We start from the raw sequence: 18,396 nt of genomic DNA on the forward strand, positions 1-18,396 counted from the left end.
CGTCTGTCGACTACTTCTTGTAGTTCGGTGCCTCGACCACGATCTGCACATCGTGCGGGTGCGATTCCTTGAGCCCCGCCGAGGTGATCCGGACGAACTTGCCACGGGTCTTGAGCTCTTCGATGGTGCGCGCGCCGACGTAGAACATCGACTGCCGCAGGCCGCCGACCAGCTGGTAGGCGACGGCGGCGAGCGGACCGCGATACGGCACCTGCCCTTCGATGCCCTCGGGGATCAGCTTGTCGTCGCTGGGCACGTCGGCCTGGAAGTAGCGGTCCTTGGAGTAGGAGGTCTGCTTGCCCCGGGTCTGCATCGCACCGAGCGAACCCATCCCCCGGTACTGCTTGAACTGCTTGCCGGACTGGAAGACGATCTCGCCCGGGGACTCGTCGGTACCGGCCAGGAGAGACCCGAGCATCACCGCGTCAGCGCCGGCGACGAGAGCCTTGGCGATGTCGCCGGAGTACTGCAGACCGCCGTCGGCGATCACGGGGACACCGGCGGGACGCGCCGCGAGAGAAGCCTCGTAGACCGCGGTGACCTGGGGGACGCCGACACCCGCGACGACGCGCGTGGTGCAGATGGACCCGGGACCGACGCCGACCTTGACCGCGTCGACACCCGCGTCGATCAGAGCCTGGGCGCCCTCGCGGGTCGCGACGTTGCCGCCGATGATGTCGATGTGCTCGAACGAGGTGTCGGCCTTCAACCGGCGGACGAGGTCGATGACGCCCTGGGACTGACCGTTGGCGGTGTCGACCACGAGCACGTCCACACCGGCGTCGCGCAGCGCCTCGGCACGCTCCCACGCGTCGCCGAAGAATCCGATCGCCGCACCGACGCGCAGGCGACCCTGGTCGTCCTTGGTCGCCAGCGGGTACTTCTCGCTCTTGTCGAAGTCCTTGATGGTGATGAGGCCGGCGAGCTTGCCGTCGTCGTCGATCAGCGGCAGCTTCTCGACCCGGTGCTTCGCGAACAGGGCGATGACCTCGCCCGCGGCGACGCCGACGCGTGCCGTGACGAGGTTCTCGCTCGTCATCACGTCTTTGACGAACGTGGTCTGACGCTCGAAGCCCGAGACGAACCGCATGTCGCGGTTGGTGATGATTCCGACCAGCTTGCCGTCGGCGTCGACGACGGGAAGACCCGAGATGCGGTACTTGGCGCACAGGTTGTCGACCTCTTCGACGGTCGCATCCTGCGTGGTCGTGATCGGGTCGGTGATCATGCCCGACTCGCTGCGCTTGACGCGATCGACGTGTGCCGCCTGGTCGGCGATGGAGAGGTTGCGGTGCAGGATCCCGATGCCGCCCTCGCGGGCCATCGCGATAGCCATGCGCGACTCGGTGACCGTGTCCATCGCGCTCGAGAGCAGAGGGGTGGCGACCGAGATGCGGCGCGTGATCCGCGACGATGTGTCCGCCTCGCTGGGGATGACGTCGGTGTGCCCGGGAAGGAGCAGCACGTCATCGTACGTCAGTCCGACGAAGCCGAAGGGATCGTGCTGTTCCATGGATTCTCCTTCTGCGCGAGTCGCGCAAGTCCGAGTGCGAGGGGGTGGTCGACGTCGGCCGGTGCGGGGCCGCGGCCCGTATGAAGATTCTAAGCGAGACACGCCCGAGAACATTCCCAGAGCCCCGTCGTTATCGGACCGTTGGCCCGGGCGGTAGGCGATTCGCAGATCGCACACTACGCTCAAGTGCGTCGTCCATCCCTGCGGTTCACACCCGATGCCGCAGAGACAGCACTCACAGTGGAGGTTGCGTGGGACCCACAACAATCGCCGTGCAGCGAAAGCGACCCTGGGTGGTCGCCTTCCTCGGCATCCTCATGGCGCTCAGCGCCTTCCTCTTCCTGCCGCCCTCATCGGCGTCGGCCGAGACGACGGACGACGGGCAGGAAGTCACGGACTTCTACTTCGCCGGAGTCGTCACCAACGCCGATGAACCCGTCGAGGGCGTCGTCATGTCGATCGAGGGAAACGGCTTCGACGCCGAGACCGAGACCGACGCCGAGGGCAAGTGGCGCCTCTACGTGCCGGAGAAGGAGACGTACACCCTCACGGTGGACGAATCCACACTCCCGGACGGCGTGATCGTGGATGCCACGCAGCTTCCGGAGGGCATCCAGCCCGTCTCCGGGAGCACGGCGTCGTTCGAGCTCGAGTTCGGACTGACCGGCACCAAGATCGTCAACTTCTTCCTCGGCGCGGGAGAGCGGGTCACCGTGTCGTTCTTCGATCAGCTCCTCTCTCGTCTCGTCGGTGGTCTGAACTTCGGACTCCTCCTGGGCCTCGCCTCGATGGGTGCCGCACTCATCTACGGGACCACGCGGCTGTCGAACTTCGCCCACGGCGAGATGGTCACGTGGGGCGCGGTGGTCGCCCTGCTCTTCACCACGTTCTGGCACCTGCCGATCTGGCTCGGCATCATCGCCGCGGTCATCGGCGGCGCAGCCCTCGGCTGGGCACTGGATGCGGGGATCTGGAAACCCCTGAGACGACGAGGTCTCGGAGTGGTGCAGCTGATGATCGTGAGCATCGGACTCTCCCTCGCCCTCCGCTACGGCATGCAGTACATCATCGGAGGCAACACGTATCAGCTGCCGGGCTCGAGCCCGACGCCGATCAAGCTCGGACCGATCTCCCTCTCGTACATCGACATGATCGGGATGGCGACGAGCATCATCGTGATCCTCGGGGTGGCGTTCTTCCTCACCCGGACCCGCACCGGAAAGGCGACACGCGCGATCTCGGACAACCCGCAGCTCGCCGCCGCATCCGGCATCGACGTCGACAAGGTGATCCGCACCGTGTGGATCCTCGCCGGTGCGCTCGCCGCGATCTCCGGCATCCTCTGGGCGTATTTCCGCCCCGGAGTCAAGTGGGACATGGGCATGCAGATGCTGCTGCTGATGTTCTGTGCGATCACGCTCGGCGGTCTCGGCTCCGCGATCGGCGCCCTGATCGGCTCGATCATCGTGGGTATGGCCGTCGAGGTGTCGACCTTGTTCGGCGTACCGACGGACCTCAAGTACGCGACCGCGCTGGTCGCGCTGATCCTGATCCTGCTGGTCCGACCGCAAGGCATCCTCGGACGAAAAGAAAGGTTGGGCTGACGCATGGACTTCGGCAGCATTTTCGGCAACACCGCCTCCTATCTCTTCAGCCCGACCACCATCGCGTACGCACTCGCGGCAACGGGTCTCGCCGTGCACTTCGGGTACACCGGACTGCTCAACTTCGGCATGGCCGCGTTCATGGCCATCGGTGCCTACGGCTACGCGATCTCGATCCTGACGTTCGGCTTCCCCTGGTGGGCGGCGCTCCTCGTCGGCCTGCTCGGCGGAGCGGTGTTCGCTCTCGTGCTCGGCATCCCCACCCTCCGTCTGCGCGCCGACTACCTCGCCATCGCGACCATCGCAACCGCCGAGGTGGTGCGCCTGCTGTTCGTGACCGAGCTGTTCAAGGACTGGACGAACTCGGCGGGCGGACTCTCGGGTTATCACCAGAGCTTCCGCGACGCGAACCCGTTCCCTCCCGGCACGTACGGCTTCGGACCGTGGACCTACAACGCGACCGACCTCTGGGTCCGAGTCGTGGGTCTGATCAGCCTCGCAGTGGCGGTCCTCGTGGTCTGGGCGCTCATGCGCAGCCCGTGGGGCCGGGTGCTCAAGGGCATCCGCGAGGACGAGGACGCGGTGCGCTCGCTCGGCAAGAACGTCTTCGCCTACAAGATGCAGGCTCTCGTGGTCGGTGGTGTGATCGGCGCCCTCGGCGGCGTCGTGTTCATCCTGCCGTCCGCGGTGATCCCCGGCAGCTACTCCACGTCGCTGACCTTCTTCCTGTGGACCATCCTCCTGCTCGGCGGCGCGGCCACCGTGCTCGGACCGACGCTCGGCGCCGTGCTGTTCTGGGTGGTGTTCGCCTTCCTCGGCGCCCTCCTTCCCGCGATGGCGAACGCCGGCTACCTTCCGATGTCCGGCGCACAGGCCGACGTCGTGCGGTACATCGTGATCGGTGTCGTGCTGATGCTGATCGTCATTTTCCGCCCTCAGGGCATCCTCGGAAACAAGAGGGAGATGACCTTTGTCAAGTAATGACGACGCGGCGGTCACGCCCGCGAAGATCACGCCCCGCGCCAAGACCGGAGGCCTGGCGTCCGGCCCCGCGGCTCCCGGCGTCAAGAAGGTCGACCCGATCCTCATCGTCGATGCCGTGGAGCGTCGCTTCGGCGGTCTCACCGCCGTCGACGTGGATCACCTGGAGATCCCCCGCGGCGCCATCACGGCGCTGATCGGGCCGAACGGCGCCGGCAAGACGACCCTGTTCAACCTGCTCTGCGGCTTCGACAAGCCGAACAGCGGCACCTGGTCGTTCGACGGGACGAACCTGTCGGGCATCCCGTCCTTCAAGGTCGCACGCATGGGTCAGGTGCGCACGTTCCAGCTCACCAAGTCGCTGTCGCTGCTGACGGTGCTCGAGAACATGAAGCTCGGCGCGAAGGATCAGCGCGGCGAGGGCTTCTGGGCGGGACTGTTCCCGTTCCTCTGGCGCAAGCAGGACCAGGAGATCGAGGTGCGCGCGCACGAGCTGCTCACCCGGTTCAAGCTCGACGCCAAGGAGCAGGATTTCGCGGCGTCGCTCTCGGGCGGCCAGCGCAAGCTCCTCGAGATGGCCCGCGCCCTCATGAGCGACCCCACGCTCGTCATGCTCGACGAGCCGATGGCCGGGGTCAACCCCGCCCTCACGCAGTCGCTGCTGGAGCACATCCTCGACCTCAAGGATCTCGGGATGACGGTGCTGTTCGTCGAGCACGACATGCACATGGTCCGTCACATCGCCGACTGGGTCGTCGTGATGGCCGAGGGCCGCGTCGTGGCCGAGGGTCCGCCCGATCAGGTCATGGAGGATCCCGCCGTCGTCGACGCCTACCTGGGAGCCCACCAGGACCTCGACCTCGGTGCCGTCACCGGCCGCCTTCCGGTCATCTCGGAAGAGGACGCCATCCGCATCCGCGAGCAGATCGAGACCGAGGTCGAAGCCGAGGTCGAGGCCGAGGACATCGAGGAGGAGAAGGCATGACCGACGCACCCGTCGAACGGAACGAGATCAAGAACGACGACGTGATCGTCGAGCTGACGGATGTGCACGCGGGGTACCTGCCGGGAGTGAACATCCTCAACGGCGCGAACCTCGTGGCGCGCAAGGGCGAGCTGATCGGCATCATCGGCCCGAACGGCGCCGGAAAGTCGACGCTGCTCAAGGCGATCTTCGGAATGGTCGAGATCCGCTCGGGAGATGTCACGGTGAAGGGCGAGAGCATCGTCGGCCTCAAGGCCGACAAGCTCGTCCGCCGCGGCGTGGCCTTCGTGCCGCAGACGAACAACGTGTTCCCGTCGCTGACCATCCAGGAGAACCTGGAGATGGGTCTGTACCAGAACCCGAAGATCTTCGCCGAGCGCCTCGAGTTCGTCAGCAGCATCTTCGGCGAGCTGGGCAAGCGCCTCAAGCAGCGCGCAGGTTCCCTCTCCGGCGGCGAGCGGCAGATGGTCGCCATGTCGCGGGCGCTGATGATGGACCCGTCGGTGCTGCTGCTCGACGAGCCGTCGGCAGGCCTCTCCCCCGTGCGTCAGGACGACGCGTTCATCCGCGTCTCCGACATCAACAAGGCGGGCGTGACGACGATCATGGTCGAGCAGAACGCACGGCGCTGCCTGCAGATCTGCGACCGCGGCTACGTGCTCGATCAGGGCAAGGACGCCTACGAGGGCTCCGGACGCGAGCTGCTGAACGACCCCAAGGTCATCGGCCTCTACCTCGGCACACTCGGCACCGACGCCGCCTGAGCCGCGCACGACGAAGGCCCCGGATGCCGAGCATCCGGGGCCTTCGTGTCTGCGATTACTTGATCCGCGTGGTGGTGTTGTCCGCGCCGAACTCGTAGACGCCGATGGCTGCACCCTTCGGGTCGTTGTTCTCGTCGAACGTGATGTCACCGGAGAGACCGTTGTAGTCGGCCGTGCCGCCGCCGTTGATGATGTCGGCGCACTCGGCGAACGTCGTGCACTTCTCGCCGTCGCCGTCGCCACCGGAGACGGTGATCATCTGCTCGGCCATGTCCGCACCCTCGACCGAACCCGCGGCGAGTGCCGACAGGGCGATCAGGATCACGGCGTCGTACGCCTCTGCGGAGTAGGTCACGGCGTCGATCGGCTCGTTGCCGTCGGCGGTCCAGACCTCGTTCAGCTGGTCGAGGAAGTCCTGCGGCAGCTCAGCGCCGGCGCGGGTGCCCTTCGAGCCCTCGAGGCTGACCGAGACGTCGGTGCCCCAGTCCTTCAGGTTGCCGTCCACCAGGTACAGCGAACCCGTGTCGACGCCGGCGTTGCCGAGCAGCGGCGCGATGGTCGCGAACTGGTCGTACGAGACGACGGCGACGGCATCCGGCTTCGCAGCGGCGATCGACGACACCTGCGCGTTGAACTGACCGTCACCCTGGTTGTAGGAGACCGCTTCGACGACCTCGCCGCCGGTGCCCTCGAACGTCGCCTTGATGGCTTCGAAGAGGCCGGTGCCGTAGGGGTCGTTCTGGTAGATGATGCCGAGGGTCTTGTGCCCGTCCTCGGCGATCTGGTTGCCCAGCACCTCGCCCTGCAGGTTGTCGCTCGGCGCCGTGCGGAAGTACAGCGGGTTGATGCCCGTGAAGTCCGGCGACGTGTTCGACGGCGACACGGTGAGGATGCCCGCACCGGCGTTGCCGTCGAGGATGAGCTTGGTGACGCTCGACGAGGCGGCTCCGACCATCGCGGTGATGCCCGCGTTCTGCAGGTTCGTGATCGAGGTCTCGTACGCCTTGTTGTCGAGGTCGCCCTCGTCGGCGGTGGTGAGGTCGATGGTCACGCCGGCGTCGGCCTCGTTGATCTCGTTGACGGCCAGCTGGACGCCGGCTTCCATCGGCGCCCCGAGGAACGCGAGCGAGCCGGTCGCGGGAAGCAGCGAGCCGAGCTTCAGAGTCAGATCGGCGGCCGGCTTGTCACCGCCCTCTGTCGGCTCGGCGTTCGGCGTGCTGCTGCAGCCGGCGATGACGATGGCGGATGCGCTGAGCAGCGCGATCCCGGCGAAGACCTTCGCGGTGCGCGAGCCCTTCAGTGCGTTCATGATGCTCCCTTGCGTAACTGAACGTGGATTTGTGACCACAGTCGGGTGCTCTAACACTAGGCCGTGATGCGCGTGCAGAGGGGTCGCAAGTATCTCGGTGCGTTAACGATCCGACACCGGGTTTCCGTGGCGGCGAACCTCGGGATCAGACCGGTTCGGTCCGCGGGATCCCGCGTCCCCGCCCCGCGGCGAGGAGGAGGTCGACGATGAAGACCACGATCGCGATCCAGACGATGATGAATCCCGCCCAGCGTTCCGCGGGCATCGGCTCATGCAGCACCGCGACGCCGATGAGGAACTGCATCACCGGGGTGATGAACTGGATCATCCCGATCACGGTGAGGTTGATCCGCCGGGTCCCGGCGGCGAAGAGCAGCAGGGGAACGGCCGTGGCGACACCGGCGAAGGCGAGCAGCAGGGCATGCGTCCAGCCGTTCGCGCCCATCGTGATCCCCGTCGTCTGCGCGACGACGATCAGCTGCACGACGGCGATCGGGATCAGCCAGAACGACTCGAGGGTCAGGCCGCTGACGGCATCGACCGCGGGGCCGATCTTCTTCTTGATGAGTCCGTAGACCCCGAAGGACGCCGTCAGCGAGAGCGCGATCCACGGGAAGTCACCGTAGGCCACGATGATCACGACGACGGCGATCGCCGCGATCGCGATGGCCGCCCACTGCAGCCTGCGGATGCGCTCCTTCAGGACGAAGACGCCGAGCAGCACGGTGGTGATGGGGTTGATGAAGTAGCCCAGGCTCGTCTCGACGACGTTGTCGCTGAGCGTCCCGATCAGGAACACCTGCCAGTTGACGTAGATGAGGAGACCGGCGAGGGCCGTCCAGCCCAGCAGCTTCGGGTGCCGGAGGATCACACCGAACGCCGCCCACCCGCGCGTGACCGTGAGGAGCAGGAGACAGAAGACGAAGGACAGCAGCACCCGCCAGGCCACGACCTCCCACGGGCCGGTGGGAACCAGGAGGAGGAAGTAGAGCGGGAGCACGCCCCAGAGGAGGTAGGCGGCTCCGGCGTAGGCGACTCCGGCGGACTGCGTGGCGCGGGTCGTCTCAAGGGGCACCGCACAACCCTATGCCCGGGGCAGTGGTGCGAATCGCGCCGCGGAGGGCTCGGGCCGGAGATTGGCAGGAAACGGATGCCGCCTGGCGGAACGCAGAAGAGGGCCCGGATGCGGTGAGCATCCGGGCCCTCTTCGAGGACCGAGTTCCTCCCCCTCGGAGAGGGGCGGGAACGGCTTCAGTCGATCAGCGGACGACGACGGCGAGGACGTCGCGAGCCGACAGGACGAGGTACTCGTCTGCGCCGAACTTCACCTCGGTGCCGCCGTACTTGCTGTACAGGACACGGTCGCCGACGGCGACGTCGATCGGAACGCGGTTGCCGTTGTCGTCGATGCGGCCGGGGCCGACAGCCACGACCTCGCCCTCCTGGGGCTTCTCCTTGGCGGTGTCGGGGATGACCAGGCCACTCGCGGTGGTCTGCTCGGCCTCGACCTGCTGGATGACGATGCGGTCCTCGAGCGGCTTGATGGAAACCGACACGGTCTACCTCTTCTTTCTTGACGCTGACACGAAAGACTTGTTCGCACTCTCAACCCGAGAGTGCTAATGCCAGTGTAGGCGGTCGGCTGGCACTCATGCAATGCGAGTGCCAGTGCGCGCGGGGCGTCCTGTCGAGCGGGACGGGGAATTAGGCTGAGGCGGTGGAGATCTCCGAGCTGCGCGCCCTGTTGACCCCCGCCGGTCTCGAGCTGCTCGACGCGGTCGGGGAGATCGGATCGACCGCGGACGTCGCCCGCGCCGTCTCGCGGCTGCGCGCGGCGGGCCATTCCCCCGAGTTGGTCTCCGCGGTGGTCGGGCAGGCCCATCTGCGCTCCAAGGCAGCGTCCAAGTTCGGACCCTTCGCCGCTCGGATGCTGTTCACCCGCGCCGGGCTCGAGCAGGCGACGAGGCTCGGCGTCGCGGCGCGGCACGCGCAGCGGATCCGTCGAGCGGGGCTCACCGAAGTCTCCGATCTCGGATGCGGCATCGGCGGCGACGCGCTCGCCTTCGTCGGCGCCGGACTCGAGGTGCTCGCCGTCGACGCCGACGAGGTCACCGCGGCGATCGCGGCCTACAATCTCGCCCCGTTCGGCGACAGCGCGGTGGTGCACCATGGCACCGCGGAGGAAGCCCTCCCCGCCGGTGACCAGGCGGGGTCCCGCGCGATCTGGATGGATCCGGCCCGACGCACGTCGGGGCACAGCGAGACCCGACGCGTCTCCGCCGACGACTACTCCCCCTCATTGGACTGGGCCTTCGATGTCGCGGCCCGCTTTCCGACCGGAATCAAGCTCGGTCCGGCACACGACCGGGATGCGCTTCCCGCTGATGCCGAGGCGCAGTGGGTGAGCGCCGACGGCAGCGTCGTCGAGCTCGTCGTCTGGAGCGGCGTCCTGGCGCGCGAGGGCGTCCGGCGCGCCGCGCTCGTGATCCGCGACGACCGTTCGCACGAACTCACCGCGCCCGCGGACGCCCCCGACGAGCCGGTGCGCGAGCTCGGAGCTTTCCTGCACGAGCCCGACGGTGCGGTCATCCGCGCGCGCCTGATCGGAGACGTCGCCCGGAGCCTCGATGCGGGGATGCTCGACGAGCACATCGCCTATCTGACGTCGGACGCCGCGCTGACCAGTCCGTTCGTGCAGTCGTTCCGGGTGCGCGAGACCCTGCCCGCGAACACGAAGGCCATCAGCGCCGCGCTGAAGGCGCACGGGATCGGGCGCCTGGAGATCAAGAAGCGCGGCGTCGACGTCGACCCCGCGGCATTCCGGAAGAAGCTCGTGCTGCGCGGCGACCAGGAGGCGACGCTGATCCTCGCGCGTGTGGGCGATCAGCGTCGCGCGATCCTCGCCGACCGGGTTCCCGCGGCGAGCTGACCGACTCTCAGCCGTCCGCGCCGCGGTTCGGCGTCTCGACCTCGATCGGGTCGCCGGGCGGCGACTGGATCACGACCGAGTCTCCGGGGGCCACCGCGGTGACGCCGGCGGCCTCGGTGATCGTGAGGTACGGCGTCTGCTGGGTCGTGAACCGCAGATCGAGCACGGAGATCGATGCCACGTCGCCGGCGGCGTCGACATCGACGATCTGTGCGCCCAGGCCCGCCTGCAGGGCGGTCTCGAAGGGTTCGCACGACGCCGACCCCCAGGCGTCGACGATCAGACAGCGCACCGACGCCCCCTGGGTGGAGAGACGATCGGCGAGCCAGACGGGCTCACCGCGGAAATCGCCGATGACCGAGAGCCCGAGCTCATACCCTTCGGCGAACAGCGCCTCGGCACGCGTGCGCTCCGCGTCCGAGAACTGGTTCGCGAGCGCGGGCCCCGCTCCCCAGCGCTGGATGCCGGCCATCGGCTCGCCGGCTGTCGAGAACAGCAGCGTGGCGTACACGACGTCGCCTGCCGCGGCATTCTCTTCCTCCCCCTCGGAGGGCGGCACGGGCAGGGAGGCGGACAATCCGAAGGCGATCTCGTCGGTCGGCAGACAATCGGTCTGCGACTGCACGCCGACGTCGAGGATCAGGCAGCGGACTTCGCCATCGTCCTGCGTCGCGTACCAGACCAGCGCCTGCTCGTCCTGCGCGATCGCGTGCACGGAGCCGGGGTCGAACGCCTCGGCGGCGAGTTCGGCTCGGCGCTGCTGCTGCTCGTCGGTCAGCGGGAGGCCGTTGCGCGGAGAGAACAGCGCCCAGCCGGCGCCGATGCCGATCACGAGCAGGACGGCGGATGCCGCGACCGCCGCCGCGACCCGCCGCAGCAGCGGGTGCCGGGGACCGGGGCGCGCCGGCACGGGAGCATCCGGGCCCGGCTCGTCAGGTTCGTCCGATTCCGCGACGACGAGCGGCTCCTGTGACGCGACAGGGGGCGTCCCGCGCGCATCGCGCTCGGGGTCCGCGGACTGCGAGGCTTCCGGGACGAGGTCGGAGCGGCGCGCGTCTTCGAGCGCACGCAGGCGCCGCGACTCCGCCTCGGTCAGCGCACCGCCGCGGCCATAGGCCTTGCGCTGCAGGGCCCGCCGTTCCTCGGCCTCTGCCTCAGTCTCCGCCGGCACCGCCGACGCCTCCCTCGCGCGTGATGACGAGGTATGCCGGACCCTGGGCGGACCCCATCTCGAGGTGGGTCACGGCGCCGGTGTCGGTGTCGACGACGTTGAGGACGAGACTCGACGCCTGCTCCTGCATCGTCTCGGGATCGGCGCAGGTCATCGGGGACTCCGGGGTGGACCCGTCGTGGATGAGGCACCGGTTCTGCGAGTCGACCTGCACGCCGTTCCAGACCGGCACCTCGCCGTCGTAGCCGACCACCCAGAGGGAGCTGGCGTCGAAGCCCTCCTCGACCAGACGCGCCGCTGTGTCGGCCTCCTGCTCGTTCGCGTAGGTGATGCCGCTGGAGACCGGGTCGTAGTCGTACGCGGTGACCGCCACCGCCGGATCGCCGGTGGCGGTGAGCAGCATCTGCACATTGACCTGGCGCTGCAGATCGTCCGACGCTCCGACCGTGATCGACCCGTAGATCCCGGTTTCGGCGACCCGGTCCGTGCGATCGCAGGAGGGCAGGGACACCGCTCCCGTGCTCAGGATCACGCACGTCCGGGCCCGCGAGTCCTTGGTGGCCGCCCAGACGACCACGCCCTCCTCGACCGCGAGCGCACGGACCGAACCCGCGTCGTAGACGCCCCCGGAGATCAGGTCGTCCTGCCATTCCTGCTGCTCGGCCGTGAGCTCCACCGACGCGACGCCGGAGCGTCCGAATGCGAGCCAGCCGACTCCCAGCCCGACCAGGAGCACGGCCACGGCCGCGATCGCGACCGGTCGCCACCGCGTGCGGAGCAGGGACCAGAGGGACGGTGCCGGCGACGAGGGCGTCTCGTCCCCGTGCGCCTCTGCGGACTCCGGACCGCCGTCATCGGTCTCGGGCGCCACGAGAACGCTCGCGTCGCCGCCCCCTGCTCCGGCAGGAGCGCGCTCCGCCGACGGCGGCTCAGAAGGCGAGGGCACTCGGGGCTCGGCCGGCTCGTGCTCGGCGGCCTCGGGAGCAGGCGCCACCCGGCGGGCCTGGAGTTCCCGCAGCCGGAGGGCGTCGGCGTCGGTGAGCACGGCGTCGCGCCCGTAGGCCCGCGCCTGCAGGGAACGCAGTTCCTCGAGCTCTTCGGCGTGCAGCATCCGGTCAGCCGAGCTTCTCGAACTGCATGCCCGCCCAGACCAGCCAGCCCAGGCTGTAGACCGTCGCGCAGAGCCCCAGCACGAGCGCCCACCGAGCGATCGCGCGGCTCTCGACGGGACGACGCAGGGACATGATCGCGGCGATGACGGCCACGACGGCGACCGGGATGCCCCAGCCGACGAAGAACGATGCGCCGAGGGCCACGATCGCGGCGAGCAGCGCCCACGGCGCGAGCCGGGTGTCGTCGATCGCAGCGGCGTCGGTCGTCGGCTCCCACTCCGTCTCGTCGGGCGCGTCGATGTCGGGGCCGCTCACGACCACCGGCTCGATGCCGACGGGTCCCGTGGGCAGCTTCGTGTAGCCCTCGCGACGGGCGCCGGGGAGCCGCGCCGCGCCGGCCGGGTGCTCGACCTCATCGCTGGGACGCTCGATGCGCGCAGACGGGGTCGGCGGCCCCTTCGCGTCGGGTGCGGCGGGGGTGTCACTCATACCGACACCGCCTCCGCGATCTGGATCTCCGTGACCGGAAGCGTCGAGTCCGCACCGAACGCGAGTGTCGACGGGCGGCGTCCCGACGAGATCAGCTCGGCGGCGAGCGCCGCGATCATCGCGCCGTTGTCGGTGCACAGCGACAGCGGCGGAATGCGCACGGTGACACCTGCCGCCGCCGCCCGCTCGAGAGCGACCTGCCGCAGACGCCGGTTCGCGATCACGCCTCCGCCGAGCAGCAGACGCGGCACGCCGAGGTCCGCGCACGCGGCGAGCGCCTTCGTCACGAGCACGTCGACGACGGCTTCGCGGAAGCTCGCGGCGACGTCGGCGATCGGCACCTCGATGCCGTCGGCCTCGCAGCGCTCGACCCAGCGAGCCACGGCCGTCTTCAATCCCGAGAACGAGAAGTCGTAACGGTGCTTCGCCAGGTCGGACGCGCGGGAGAGCCCGCGCGGGAACCGGATCGCGTCAGGGTCGCCTTCTGCGGCTGCGCGGTCGATCTCCGGGCCACCGGGATACGGCAGCGACAGGAGGCGGGCGACCTTGTCGAACGCCTCCCCCGCGGCATCGTCCATCGTCTCGCCCAGCAGCCGCACGTCGGTGGTGAGGTCTCGCACGTGCAGCAGCGAGGTGTGACCACCGGAGACGAGCAGTGCGATGGTCGGGTATTCGAGCGGTCCCGAGTCGGGCGCCAGGATGTCGGCCGCGATGTGCCCCACCAGGTGGTTCACCGCATACAGCGGCTTGTCGATCGAGACGGCCAGACCCTTCGCGGCCCCCACCCCGACCATCAGGGCACCCGCGAGACCGGGACCGCTCGTCACCGCGACAGCGTCGAGGTCTTCCAGACCCACCCCTGCTTCGGCGAGAGCCGCATCGATCGCGGGCTGCAGCGCCTCGAGGTGCGCCCGCGCGGCGACCTCCGGCACGACCCCGCCGTATCTTGCGTGCTCGTCCATGCTGGACGCGATGGTGTTCGAGAGCAGGGTGCGACCGCGGACGATGCCGATGCCCGTCTCGTCGCAGCTCGTCTCGATTCCGAGGACCAGCGGTTCGCTCATGCCTTCGCCTCCTCGGCCGCGGCGGCGGTCGCCGGGTGCCTGCGCAGCTCGAGACGCATCACGATCGCGTCGACGTCATCCGGCTGATAGTAGTGCGGACGCCGGGCGATCTCCTCGAATCCTTCGGCCAGGTACAGGCCTTCGGCGGAGGGGTTGTCGGCCCTGACCTCGAGGAAGACCTCGCGTGCGCCCCGCTCGGCCGCTGCCGCGAGCAAGGCGCGCAGGAGCGCGCGACCTCTCCCCTGTCCGCGGTGTTCGGCGAGGAGGGCGATGGTCTGGATGTCGGCATCGGCACTGCCGCGGAGAGCGCGCACCCCGCCGTAGCCGATCACGGAGCCGTCGTGCTCGTCGACGAGATACCGACCGTGCGGGCTGGCGAGCTCGGCCGCCATCGCCTCGGAGCTCCAGGCATCCGTGGGGAAGGACCGGTTCTCGATCGCCATGATCGCGTCGAGGTCTTCGGGCGCGGCGTCGCGGAGGGTCATGTTCCCACCTTCTTCGGCGCACCGGGGAGGGTCACGTCGGGGTGACGCATGTAGAGGGGTTCGTCACCGGTCAGTGCGCGGCCGGCGGCGAGAGCCCGTGCGCCCACCCTGGCCAGATCCCGCGCCGACAGGGTCGCCACGTCGATGCGACGGATGCCGTCCAGGTGCGCGTCGGCGTCGGCAGCCCGCACCAGCACCGTGTCGGCGGCGACATGCGGGATCCCGTCGGCATCCACACCGTCGAAGACCGTGATGGCGACCTCGCGTCGACGCGCATCGGTGACGATCGCGAACGGCTGCGTCTCGGTCTCCAGCGCAGTGAGTGCCGCCGCGAAGTGGCTCGGGACGGGGATCACCGGGATGCCGCGGCCGAGGGCGAAGGCACGCGCGGCGGCGATGCCGATGCGCAGTCCGGTGAAGGGTCCCGGTCCCATGCCCGCGACCACATGCGTGACGTCGCCGTCGCCGGCCTCACGGAGCGCCTCGACGAGCAGATCGCCGATGACTTCGGCATGACCGAGCGGGTCGGTGGCGGCGGCTTCGGCGCGTCGCCCCTCGTCGGCATCGATGAGGGCGACAGCCGTGCCCAAGGAGGTGTCGACGGCAAGGATCACGCTTCCAGATTAGCCGTGGTTCCGCTGGGAGAGCGGTCAGCGGCGAGAGGAGGATCGTGCGTCAGCCGAGCGGAGCGCGGAGCGGATAGTCCTGGTCCTCGAGGATCACCTGCGACGCCGCTCCCGTGGTGCGGTTGACGATCACGGGAGCCAGGAGGTTCACGCTCACCCCGTCGGCCGCGGGATGGGCGACCACGAGGATCAGCGCGTCGTCGGGCGAGCCCAGCGCCAGCCCGTCCGCCTGCTCGTCCGTGAGGATCGGCGCGTACTCGCTCAGCACGGTCTGCGGGTCGACGAGATACAGACGCAGTTCGGGGTCCTGGACCGCTCGCATCGAGAAGAGTCCATCGGCCCCGTCGACCGGCGCGAGCGCGAAGTCGACGTGCGGCGCCAGCCCGGGCGGCGGAGCGAGGAAGCTCAGCGCCGCGGTCATCGCAGGAAGTCCATGAGCGAGGGCTGGAGCACACGCGCGTTCACGGCGAGCGCGGAGCGGTACACGAGCTCCTGCGCCTGCAGCCGCACGAGCACCTCGATCGAATCGACATCCTCCACCGCCGTCCTGCGGGACTCGAGGGACACGGAATTCTGCACTGCCGCCTCCTTGGCGCGTTCGATCTGAGACTGCCGGGTGCCGACCGAGCCCTGCACGCCGAGCATGGCGGTGCGACGGGAGTCGATCTCGGCCAAGCGGGGGCCGACGTTCGTGCCGGAGCGGAGATCGGCGACGATCTTGTCCACGAGCGCGAACACCGAGTCGTCGCCGGTGCCGAAGACGGCCGCGCCGTCGGTGTCGACACGCACGGACGCCCCGTCGGACACGCGGCGGGTCACCTCGGCACCGGGCACTCCGCTGTAGCTGTAGTCCGCGGCGAACGCCGCGGTGTCCGATGTGCCCGCGAACACCGAACGGCCGAGCAGCCGGGTGTTCGCCTGCGCGAGGAGCTCCTTGCGGATTCCTTCGAGCTCGACGGCCAGGGCCTCCTTCGCCGTGGCGTCGAGCGCTCCGTCGTTCGCCCCCTGCGCGGTGAGGTCGCGGATCCTTCCCAGCAGCGAGGTGCTCGCGGTGATCGCCCCGTCGGCCGCCGTGACCCACGCGAGTCCGTCGTCGATGTTGCGCGCGTACTGGTCGTTGCGACGCTGCTCGGCATGCAGCGCGAGCGCGGTCGCGGCCGCGGCCGGGTCGTCGGACGGCGCGGCGAAGGCGCGCTGAGAGGTCGCCTGCTCCTGCAGACGCGCCAGCTCCGTGAGGTTGGACTGCAGCTGACGCATGGCCGTCTGCGTCATGGATGACGAGGTCACTCGAGAGATCACGATGCTCCTTCGCTCAGCGTCCGACGAGGCCCGTGCGGTTGATGAGGACGTCGAGGGCCTCGTCCACCGCGGTCATCACTCGGGCCGCGGCCTGGTAGGCGGTCTGGTAGGTGAGCAGACTGATCGTCTCCTCGTCGCCGTCGACGGCTGCGACGGACTGCTGCGCCCCGACCGCGGCCACGGCGGCCGCATCGGAGACCTTCGCTCGCTGCACGTCAGCGGCGGTGGCCACTCCGAAGCGGGTGACGTGGTCGGACCAGAGGGCATCGGGCGAGGTCGCACTCCGACCGATCTGAGAGATCAGGTCGGCGTTGGTCGCGTCCCAGGCGCCGGCACCGGGAGCGGCGAGCGCCAGCTCCGACGGCGCGGTCACGGCGACCCTCAGGCCGAGTGCCGCCGAGCCGGTCGTCGGAACGGTGAAGAAGTCTCCGCCCGGCTGCCCGGAAGAGGTGACGCCCGCGCGATGCTGGGTGTTCAGGGCGTCGGCCAGCGCCGTCGCCACCGCGTCGTACGTCGAGGCGAGCTGCGCGAGCATCCCACCGTCCGCGGCCGGAGCGAGGACCGCGAGCGACCCGCCGAGTTCGCCGCCGTCGATCGACGCGGGAAGGTCCGGAGCGGATGCCCAGGACACGGTGAAGCGCTGACCGGCGTCGATCGTTGCCGGTCCGTTCAGAACGAGGTGGCGGGCATCGGAACCGGCGACGAGCGCGTTGCCGCCGACCCGCACGGTCATCGTCCCGTCGCTCTCCACCGTCGCGGCGGCACCCGACATGCGGGCGACGTTCTGGGCGAGGACGCTGCGCTGGTCGATGAGCTCGTTGGCGGAGCGTCCCGAAGCGAGAGCATCGCGGATCTCGCCGTTGAGCACCGCGATCTGGTCTGCCGCCGCATTCACCTGGGTCACCGTGCGATCGGCCGCGGCGCGCGCGTCGTTCCACTGGCTCGCGACCGTGCGATACCCACCCGCGATCTGGGAGGCGAGCTCCTTCGCCGATTCCAGGATGCTCGAGGCCGCAGCGCCCGAGTCGGGAGTGTTGGCGAGGTCCTGCCATCCCGACCAGAACTTCGACAGCCTGGCCGCCAGCCCGTTCTCGGTGGGCTCGGCGAGCGAGGCCTCGATCGTGGTCGCGGCGACCGCGCGCGTGGACCAGAAGCCCGATGCGGCGAGGGAATCGCGAACCCTGGCGTCGAGCAGAGCGTCACCGAGCCGGGCGACTCCGTCGATCGAGACGCCGTGCCCCGGCAGGGCCCCCACACTGAAACGCCCCGTCTGCGCGACGGCGGCGACGGCCGAGGTCAGCACGCGCTGCCGCGTGTACCCCTCGGTCTTCTGGTTGGCGATGTTCTGCCCGACCACGTCCATGCCGCGTCGGGCGGCGGCCAGTCCGCTGGCCGCCGTGTTCAATCCGCTGAAGGTCGACATGATCCCCTTCCGGTCACATCTCGGTATCGATGATGCGCGCTGCGTCGTCGCGAGCGCGGTCACCGTTCGTCGTGTACTCGCCGGTGTCGTGCCCCAGTGCGGCGATCGTCTCCTGGGTCGCGCGGAGCACGCCGCTGAGCTGCTCCGCGTTGGCGTCGCGCATCTGCTCGACCTCGGCGGCGAGCTTGGTCAGCGCACGCATGTGGTCTGCGAAGACCTCCTGCCAGGCCCCCTCGGGCGCATGCTCGATCAGTTCGCGGATCGTCGCACCTTCGGGAGCCCCCCACTCCTCGGCGACGGTCGCGACCTCGACGGTGCGTGCCAGTCCTGCGCCCCGCAGCCGGTCGAGTACCTGATCGATCTCGCGCGCGGCAAACTGTATCCATTGGGATCGTCCGGCGGCGAGCAGCAACTGCTGCTCGTCGAGCTTGAAGAGAAGCATCTCGAGCAGTTCACGCTCGCGCCACAGCTGTATCGATAGTTCGTTGGCTCCCATGATCCCCTTTTCCCCAGTGATCGCCACGCCTTGTAACGCGGCCAAAGGTCACTATCGGCTGCCGCGCCCCTAAGGTTACTATGTGGAACGGCGGTGGGTAGTTCTCCCCATGTACATATCTCGGTATATGTGATATATGCATCTAC

Annotated in this window: 19 protein-coding genes; 5 read left to right on the forward strand and 14 right to left on the reverse strand. The window is 69.0% G+C overall.

Features of this window, described 5'->3' with window-relative positions:
• Nucleotides 1-10 precede the first annotated feature (10 nt).
• Nucleotides 11-1,513 carry an IMP dehydrogenase gene (gene guaB, locus CQ045_RS04205; protein WP_105721448.1) on the reverse strand — a complete coding sequence of 501 codons (1,503 nt, stop codon included), beginning with the start codon at nt 1,511-1,513 and terminating at the stop codon, nt 11-13.
• A gap of 317 nt (nt 1,514-1,830) precedes the next feature.
• On the opposite strand from guaB, the gene CQ045_RS04210 reads away from it, so the two are divergent.
• From CQ045_RS04210 to CQ045_RS04225, 4 genes are read left to right on the forward strand one after another with little or no spacing between them, the layout of a single operon-like run.
• On the forward strand, nt 1,831-3,117 hold the full coding sequence (locus tag CQ045_RS04210) for a branched-chain amino acid ABC transporter permease (protein ID WP_105722124.1): 1,287 nt from the start codon (nt 1,831-1,833) through the stop codon (nt 3,115-3,117).
• A gap of 3 nt (nt 3,118-3,120) precedes the next feature.
• Nucleotides 3,121-4,098 carry a branched-chain amino acid ABC transporter permease gene (locus tag CQ045_RS04215; RefSeq protein ID WP_105721449.1) on the forward strand — a complete coding sequence of 326 codons (978 nt, stop codon included), beginning with the start codon at nt 3,121-3,123 and terminating at the stop codon, nt 4,096-4,098.
• Nucleotides 4,088-5,083, forward strand: a complete 996-nt coding sequence (locus CQ045_RS04220; RefSeq protein ID WP_181156440.1) for an ABC transporter ATP-binding protein — start codon at nt 4,088-4,090, stop codon at nt 5,081-5,083. Before CQ045_RS04215 ends, CQ045_RS04220 begins: the two co-directional genes overlap by 11 nt.
• Nucleotides 5,080-5,847, forward strand: a complete 768-nt coding sequence (locus tag CQ045_RS04225; RefSeq protein ID WP_105721450.1) for an ABC transporter ATP-binding protein — start codon at nt 5,080-5,082, stop codon at nt 5,845-5,847. The genes CQ045_RS04220 and CQ045_RS04225 overlap by 4 nt, the downstream gene beginning before the upstream one ends.
• 55 nt (nt 5,848-5,902) lie before the next feature.
• On the opposite strand, the gene CQ045_RS04230 is transcribed toward CQ045_RS04225, so the two are convergent.
• From CQ045_RS04230 to groES, 3 genes are all read right to left on the reverse strand, one after another.
• The gene (locus CQ045_RS04230; protein ID WP_105721451.1) at nt 5,903-7,156 is read right to left on the reverse strand and encodes an ABC transporter substrate-binding protein; all 1,254 of its coding nucleotides are present in this window, start codon (nt 7,154-7,156) and stop codon (nt 5,903-5,905) included.
• Nucleotides 7,157-7,301: 145 nt separating this feature from the next.
• A complete protein-coding gene (gene rarD / locus CQ045_RS04235; protein WP_105721452.1) occupies nt 7,302-8,231 on the reverse strand; it encodes an EamA family transporter RarD in 930 nt (309 codons plus the stop codon).
• Nucleotides 8,232-8,415: 184 nt separating this feature from the next.
• Nucleotides 8,416-8,712 (reverse strand): co-chaperone GroES, encoded by a 297-nt coding sequence (groES, locus tag CQ045_RS04240; RefSeq protein ID WP_028502311.1) that lies wholly within the window; start codon nt 8,710-8,712, stop codon nt 8,416-8,418.
• A gap of 161 nt (nt 8,713-8,873) precedes the next feature.
• On the opposite strand from groES, the gene CQ045_RS04245 reads away from it, so the two are divergent.
• Nucleotides 8,874-10,085, forward strand: a complete 1,212-nt coding sequence (locus tag CQ045_RS04245) for a class I SAM-dependent methyltransferase (RefSeq protein WP_105721453.1) — start codon at nt 8,874-8,876, stop codon at nt 10,083-10,085.
• Between the two features lie 7 nt (nt 10,086-10,092).
• Here CQ045_RS04245 and CQ045_RS04250 read toward each other — a convergent pair whose 3' ends face one another.
• The 10 genes from CQ045_RS04250 to CQ045_RS04295 all read right to left on the reverse strand — a co-directional run bounded on the left by CQ045_RS04250 (nt 10,093) and on the right by CQ045_RS04295 (nt 18,295).
• Nucleotides 10,093-11,256 (reverse strand): hypothetical protein, encoded by a 1,164-nt coding sequence (locus CQ045_RS04250; RefSeq protein ID WP_105721454.1) that lies wholly within the window; start codon nt 11,254-11,256, stop codon nt 10,093-10,095.
• Complete coding sequence (locus tag CQ045_RS04255; protein WP_105721455.1) at nt 11,240-12,367, reverse strand: hypothetical protein; 1,128 nt, start codon at nt 12,365-12,367, stop codon at nt 11,240-11,242. Before CQ045_RS04255 ends, CQ045_RS04250 begins: the two co-directional genes overlap by 17 nt.
• Nucleotides 12,368-12,371: 4 nt before the next feature.
• Nucleotides 12,372-12,857 carry a hypothetical protein gene (locus tag CQ045_RS04260; RefSeq protein ID WP_105721456.1) on the reverse strand — a complete coding sequence of 162 codons (486 nt, stop codon included), beginning with the start codon at nt 12,855-12,857 and terminating at the stop codon, nt 12,372-12,374.
• Nucleotides 12,854-13,921 carry a tRNA (adenosine(37)-N6)-threonylcarbamoyltransferase complex transferase subunit TsaD gene (tsaD, locus tag CQ045_RS04265; RefSeq protein WP_105721457.1) on the reverse strand — a complete coding sequence of 356 codons (1,068 nt, stop codon included), beginning with the start codon at nt 13,919-13,921 and terminating at the stop codon, nt 12,854-12,856. The genes CQ045_RS04260 and tsaD overlap by 4 nt, the downstream gene beginning before the upstream one ends.
• The gene (rimI, locus tag CQ045_RS04270; protein ID WP_105721458.1) at nt 13,918-14,406 is read right to left on the reverse strand and encodes a ribosomal protein S18-alanine N-acetyltransferase; all 489 of its coding nucleotides are present in this window, start codon (nt 14,404-14,406) and stop codon (nt 13,918-13,920) included. Before rimI ends, tsaD begins: the two co-directional genes overlap by 4 nt.
• Nucleotides 14,403-15,020, reverse strand: coding sequence for a tRNA (adenosine(37)-N6)-threonylcarbamoyltransferase complex dimerization subunit type 1 TsaB (tsaB, locus tag CQ045_RS04275; RefSeq protein WP_105721459.1), 618 nt, complete (start codon nt 15,018-15,020; stop codon nt 14,403-14,405). The genes rimI and tsaB overlap by 4 nt, the downstream gene beginning before the upstream one ends.
• A 61-nt stretch (nt 15,021-15,081) precedes the next feature.
• A complete protein-coding gene (locus tag CQ045_RS04280; RefSeq protein WP_105721460.1) occupies nt 15,082-15,453 on the reverse strand; it encodes a flagellar assembly protein FliW in 372 nt (123 codons plus the stop codon).
• Nucleotides 15,450-16,331, reverse strand: a complete 882-nt coding sequence (gene flgL / locus CQ045_RS04285) for a flagellar hook-associated protein FlgL (RefSeq protein ID WP_105721461.1) — start codon at nt 16,329-16,331, stop codon at nt 15,450-15,452. Before flgL ends, CQ045_RS04280 begins: the two co-directional genes overlap by 4 nt.
• A 13-nt stretch (nt 16,332-16,344) precedes the next feature.
• The gene (gene flgK / locus CQ045_RS04290; RefSeq protein WP_105721462.1) at nt 16,345-17,754 is read right to left on the reverse strand and encodes a flagellar hook-associated protein FlgK; all 1,410 of its coding nucleotides are present in this window, start codon (nt 17,752-17,754) and stop codon (nt 16,345-16,347) included.
• Between the two features lie 13 nt (nt 17,755-17,767).
• Nucleotides 17,768-18,295, reverse strand: coding sequence for a flagellar protein FlgN (locus CQ045_RS04295; RefSeq protein WP_258130947.1), 528 nt, complete (start codon nt 18,293-18,295; stop codon nt 17,768-17,770).
• Nucleotides 18,296-18,396: the final 101 nt, after the last annotated feature.

The organism is Microbacterium sp. MYb66, from assembly GCF_002979435.1.
Classification (GTDB): domain Bacteria; phylum Actinomycetota; class Actinomycetes; order Actinomycetales; family Microbacteriaceae; genus Microbacterium.

Excerpts from the sequence above, each read along its gene's own strand:
- flgK (WP_105721462.1), bottom strand. The coding sequence starts at position 17,754 with ATGTCGACCTTCAGCGGATTGAACACGGCGGCCAGCGGACTGGCCGCC.
- CQ045_RS04255 (WP_105721455.1), bottom strand. The coding sequence starts at position 12,367 with ATGCTGCACGCCGAAGAGCTCGAGGAACTGCGTTCCCTGCAGGCGCGG.
- rimI (WP_105721458.1), bottom strand. The coding sequence starts at position 14,406 with ATGACCCTCCGCGACGCCGCGCCCGAAGACCTCGACGCGATCATGGCG.
- CQ045_RS04215 (WP_105721449.1), top strand. The coding sequence starts at position 3,121 with ATGGACTTCGGCAGCATTTTCGGCAACACCGCCTCCTATCTCTTCAGC.
- CQ045_RS04260 (WP_105721456.1), bottom strand. The coding sequence starts at position 12,857 with ATGAGTGACACCCCCGCCGCACCCGACGCGAAGGGGCCGCCGACCCCG.
- CQ045_RS04230 (WP_105721451.1), bottom strand. The coding sequence starts at position 7,156 with ATGAACGCACTGAAGGGCTCGCGCACCGCGAAGGTCTTCGCCGGGATC.
- tsaD (WP_105721457.1), bottom strand. The coding sequence starts at position 13,921 with ATGAGCGAACCGCTGGTCCTCGGAATCGAGACGAGCTGCGACGAGACG.
- CQ045_RS04225 (WP_105721450.1), top strand. The coding sequence starts at position 5,080 with ATGACCGACGCACCCGTCGAACGGAACGAGATCAAGAACGACGACGTG.
- CQ045_RS04210 (WP_105722124.1), top strand. The coding sequence starts at position 1,831 with ATGGCGCTCAGCGCCTTCCTCTTCCTGCCGCCCTCATCGGCGTCGGCC.
- guaB (WP_105721448.1), bottom strand. The coding sequence starts at position 1,513 with ATGGAACAGCACGATCCCTTCGGCTTCGTCGGACTGACGTACGATGAC.
- CQ045_RS04280 (WP_105721460.1), bottom strand. The coding sequence starts at position 15,453 with ATGACCGCGGCGCTGAGCTTCCTCGCTCCGCCGCCCGGGCTGGCGCCG.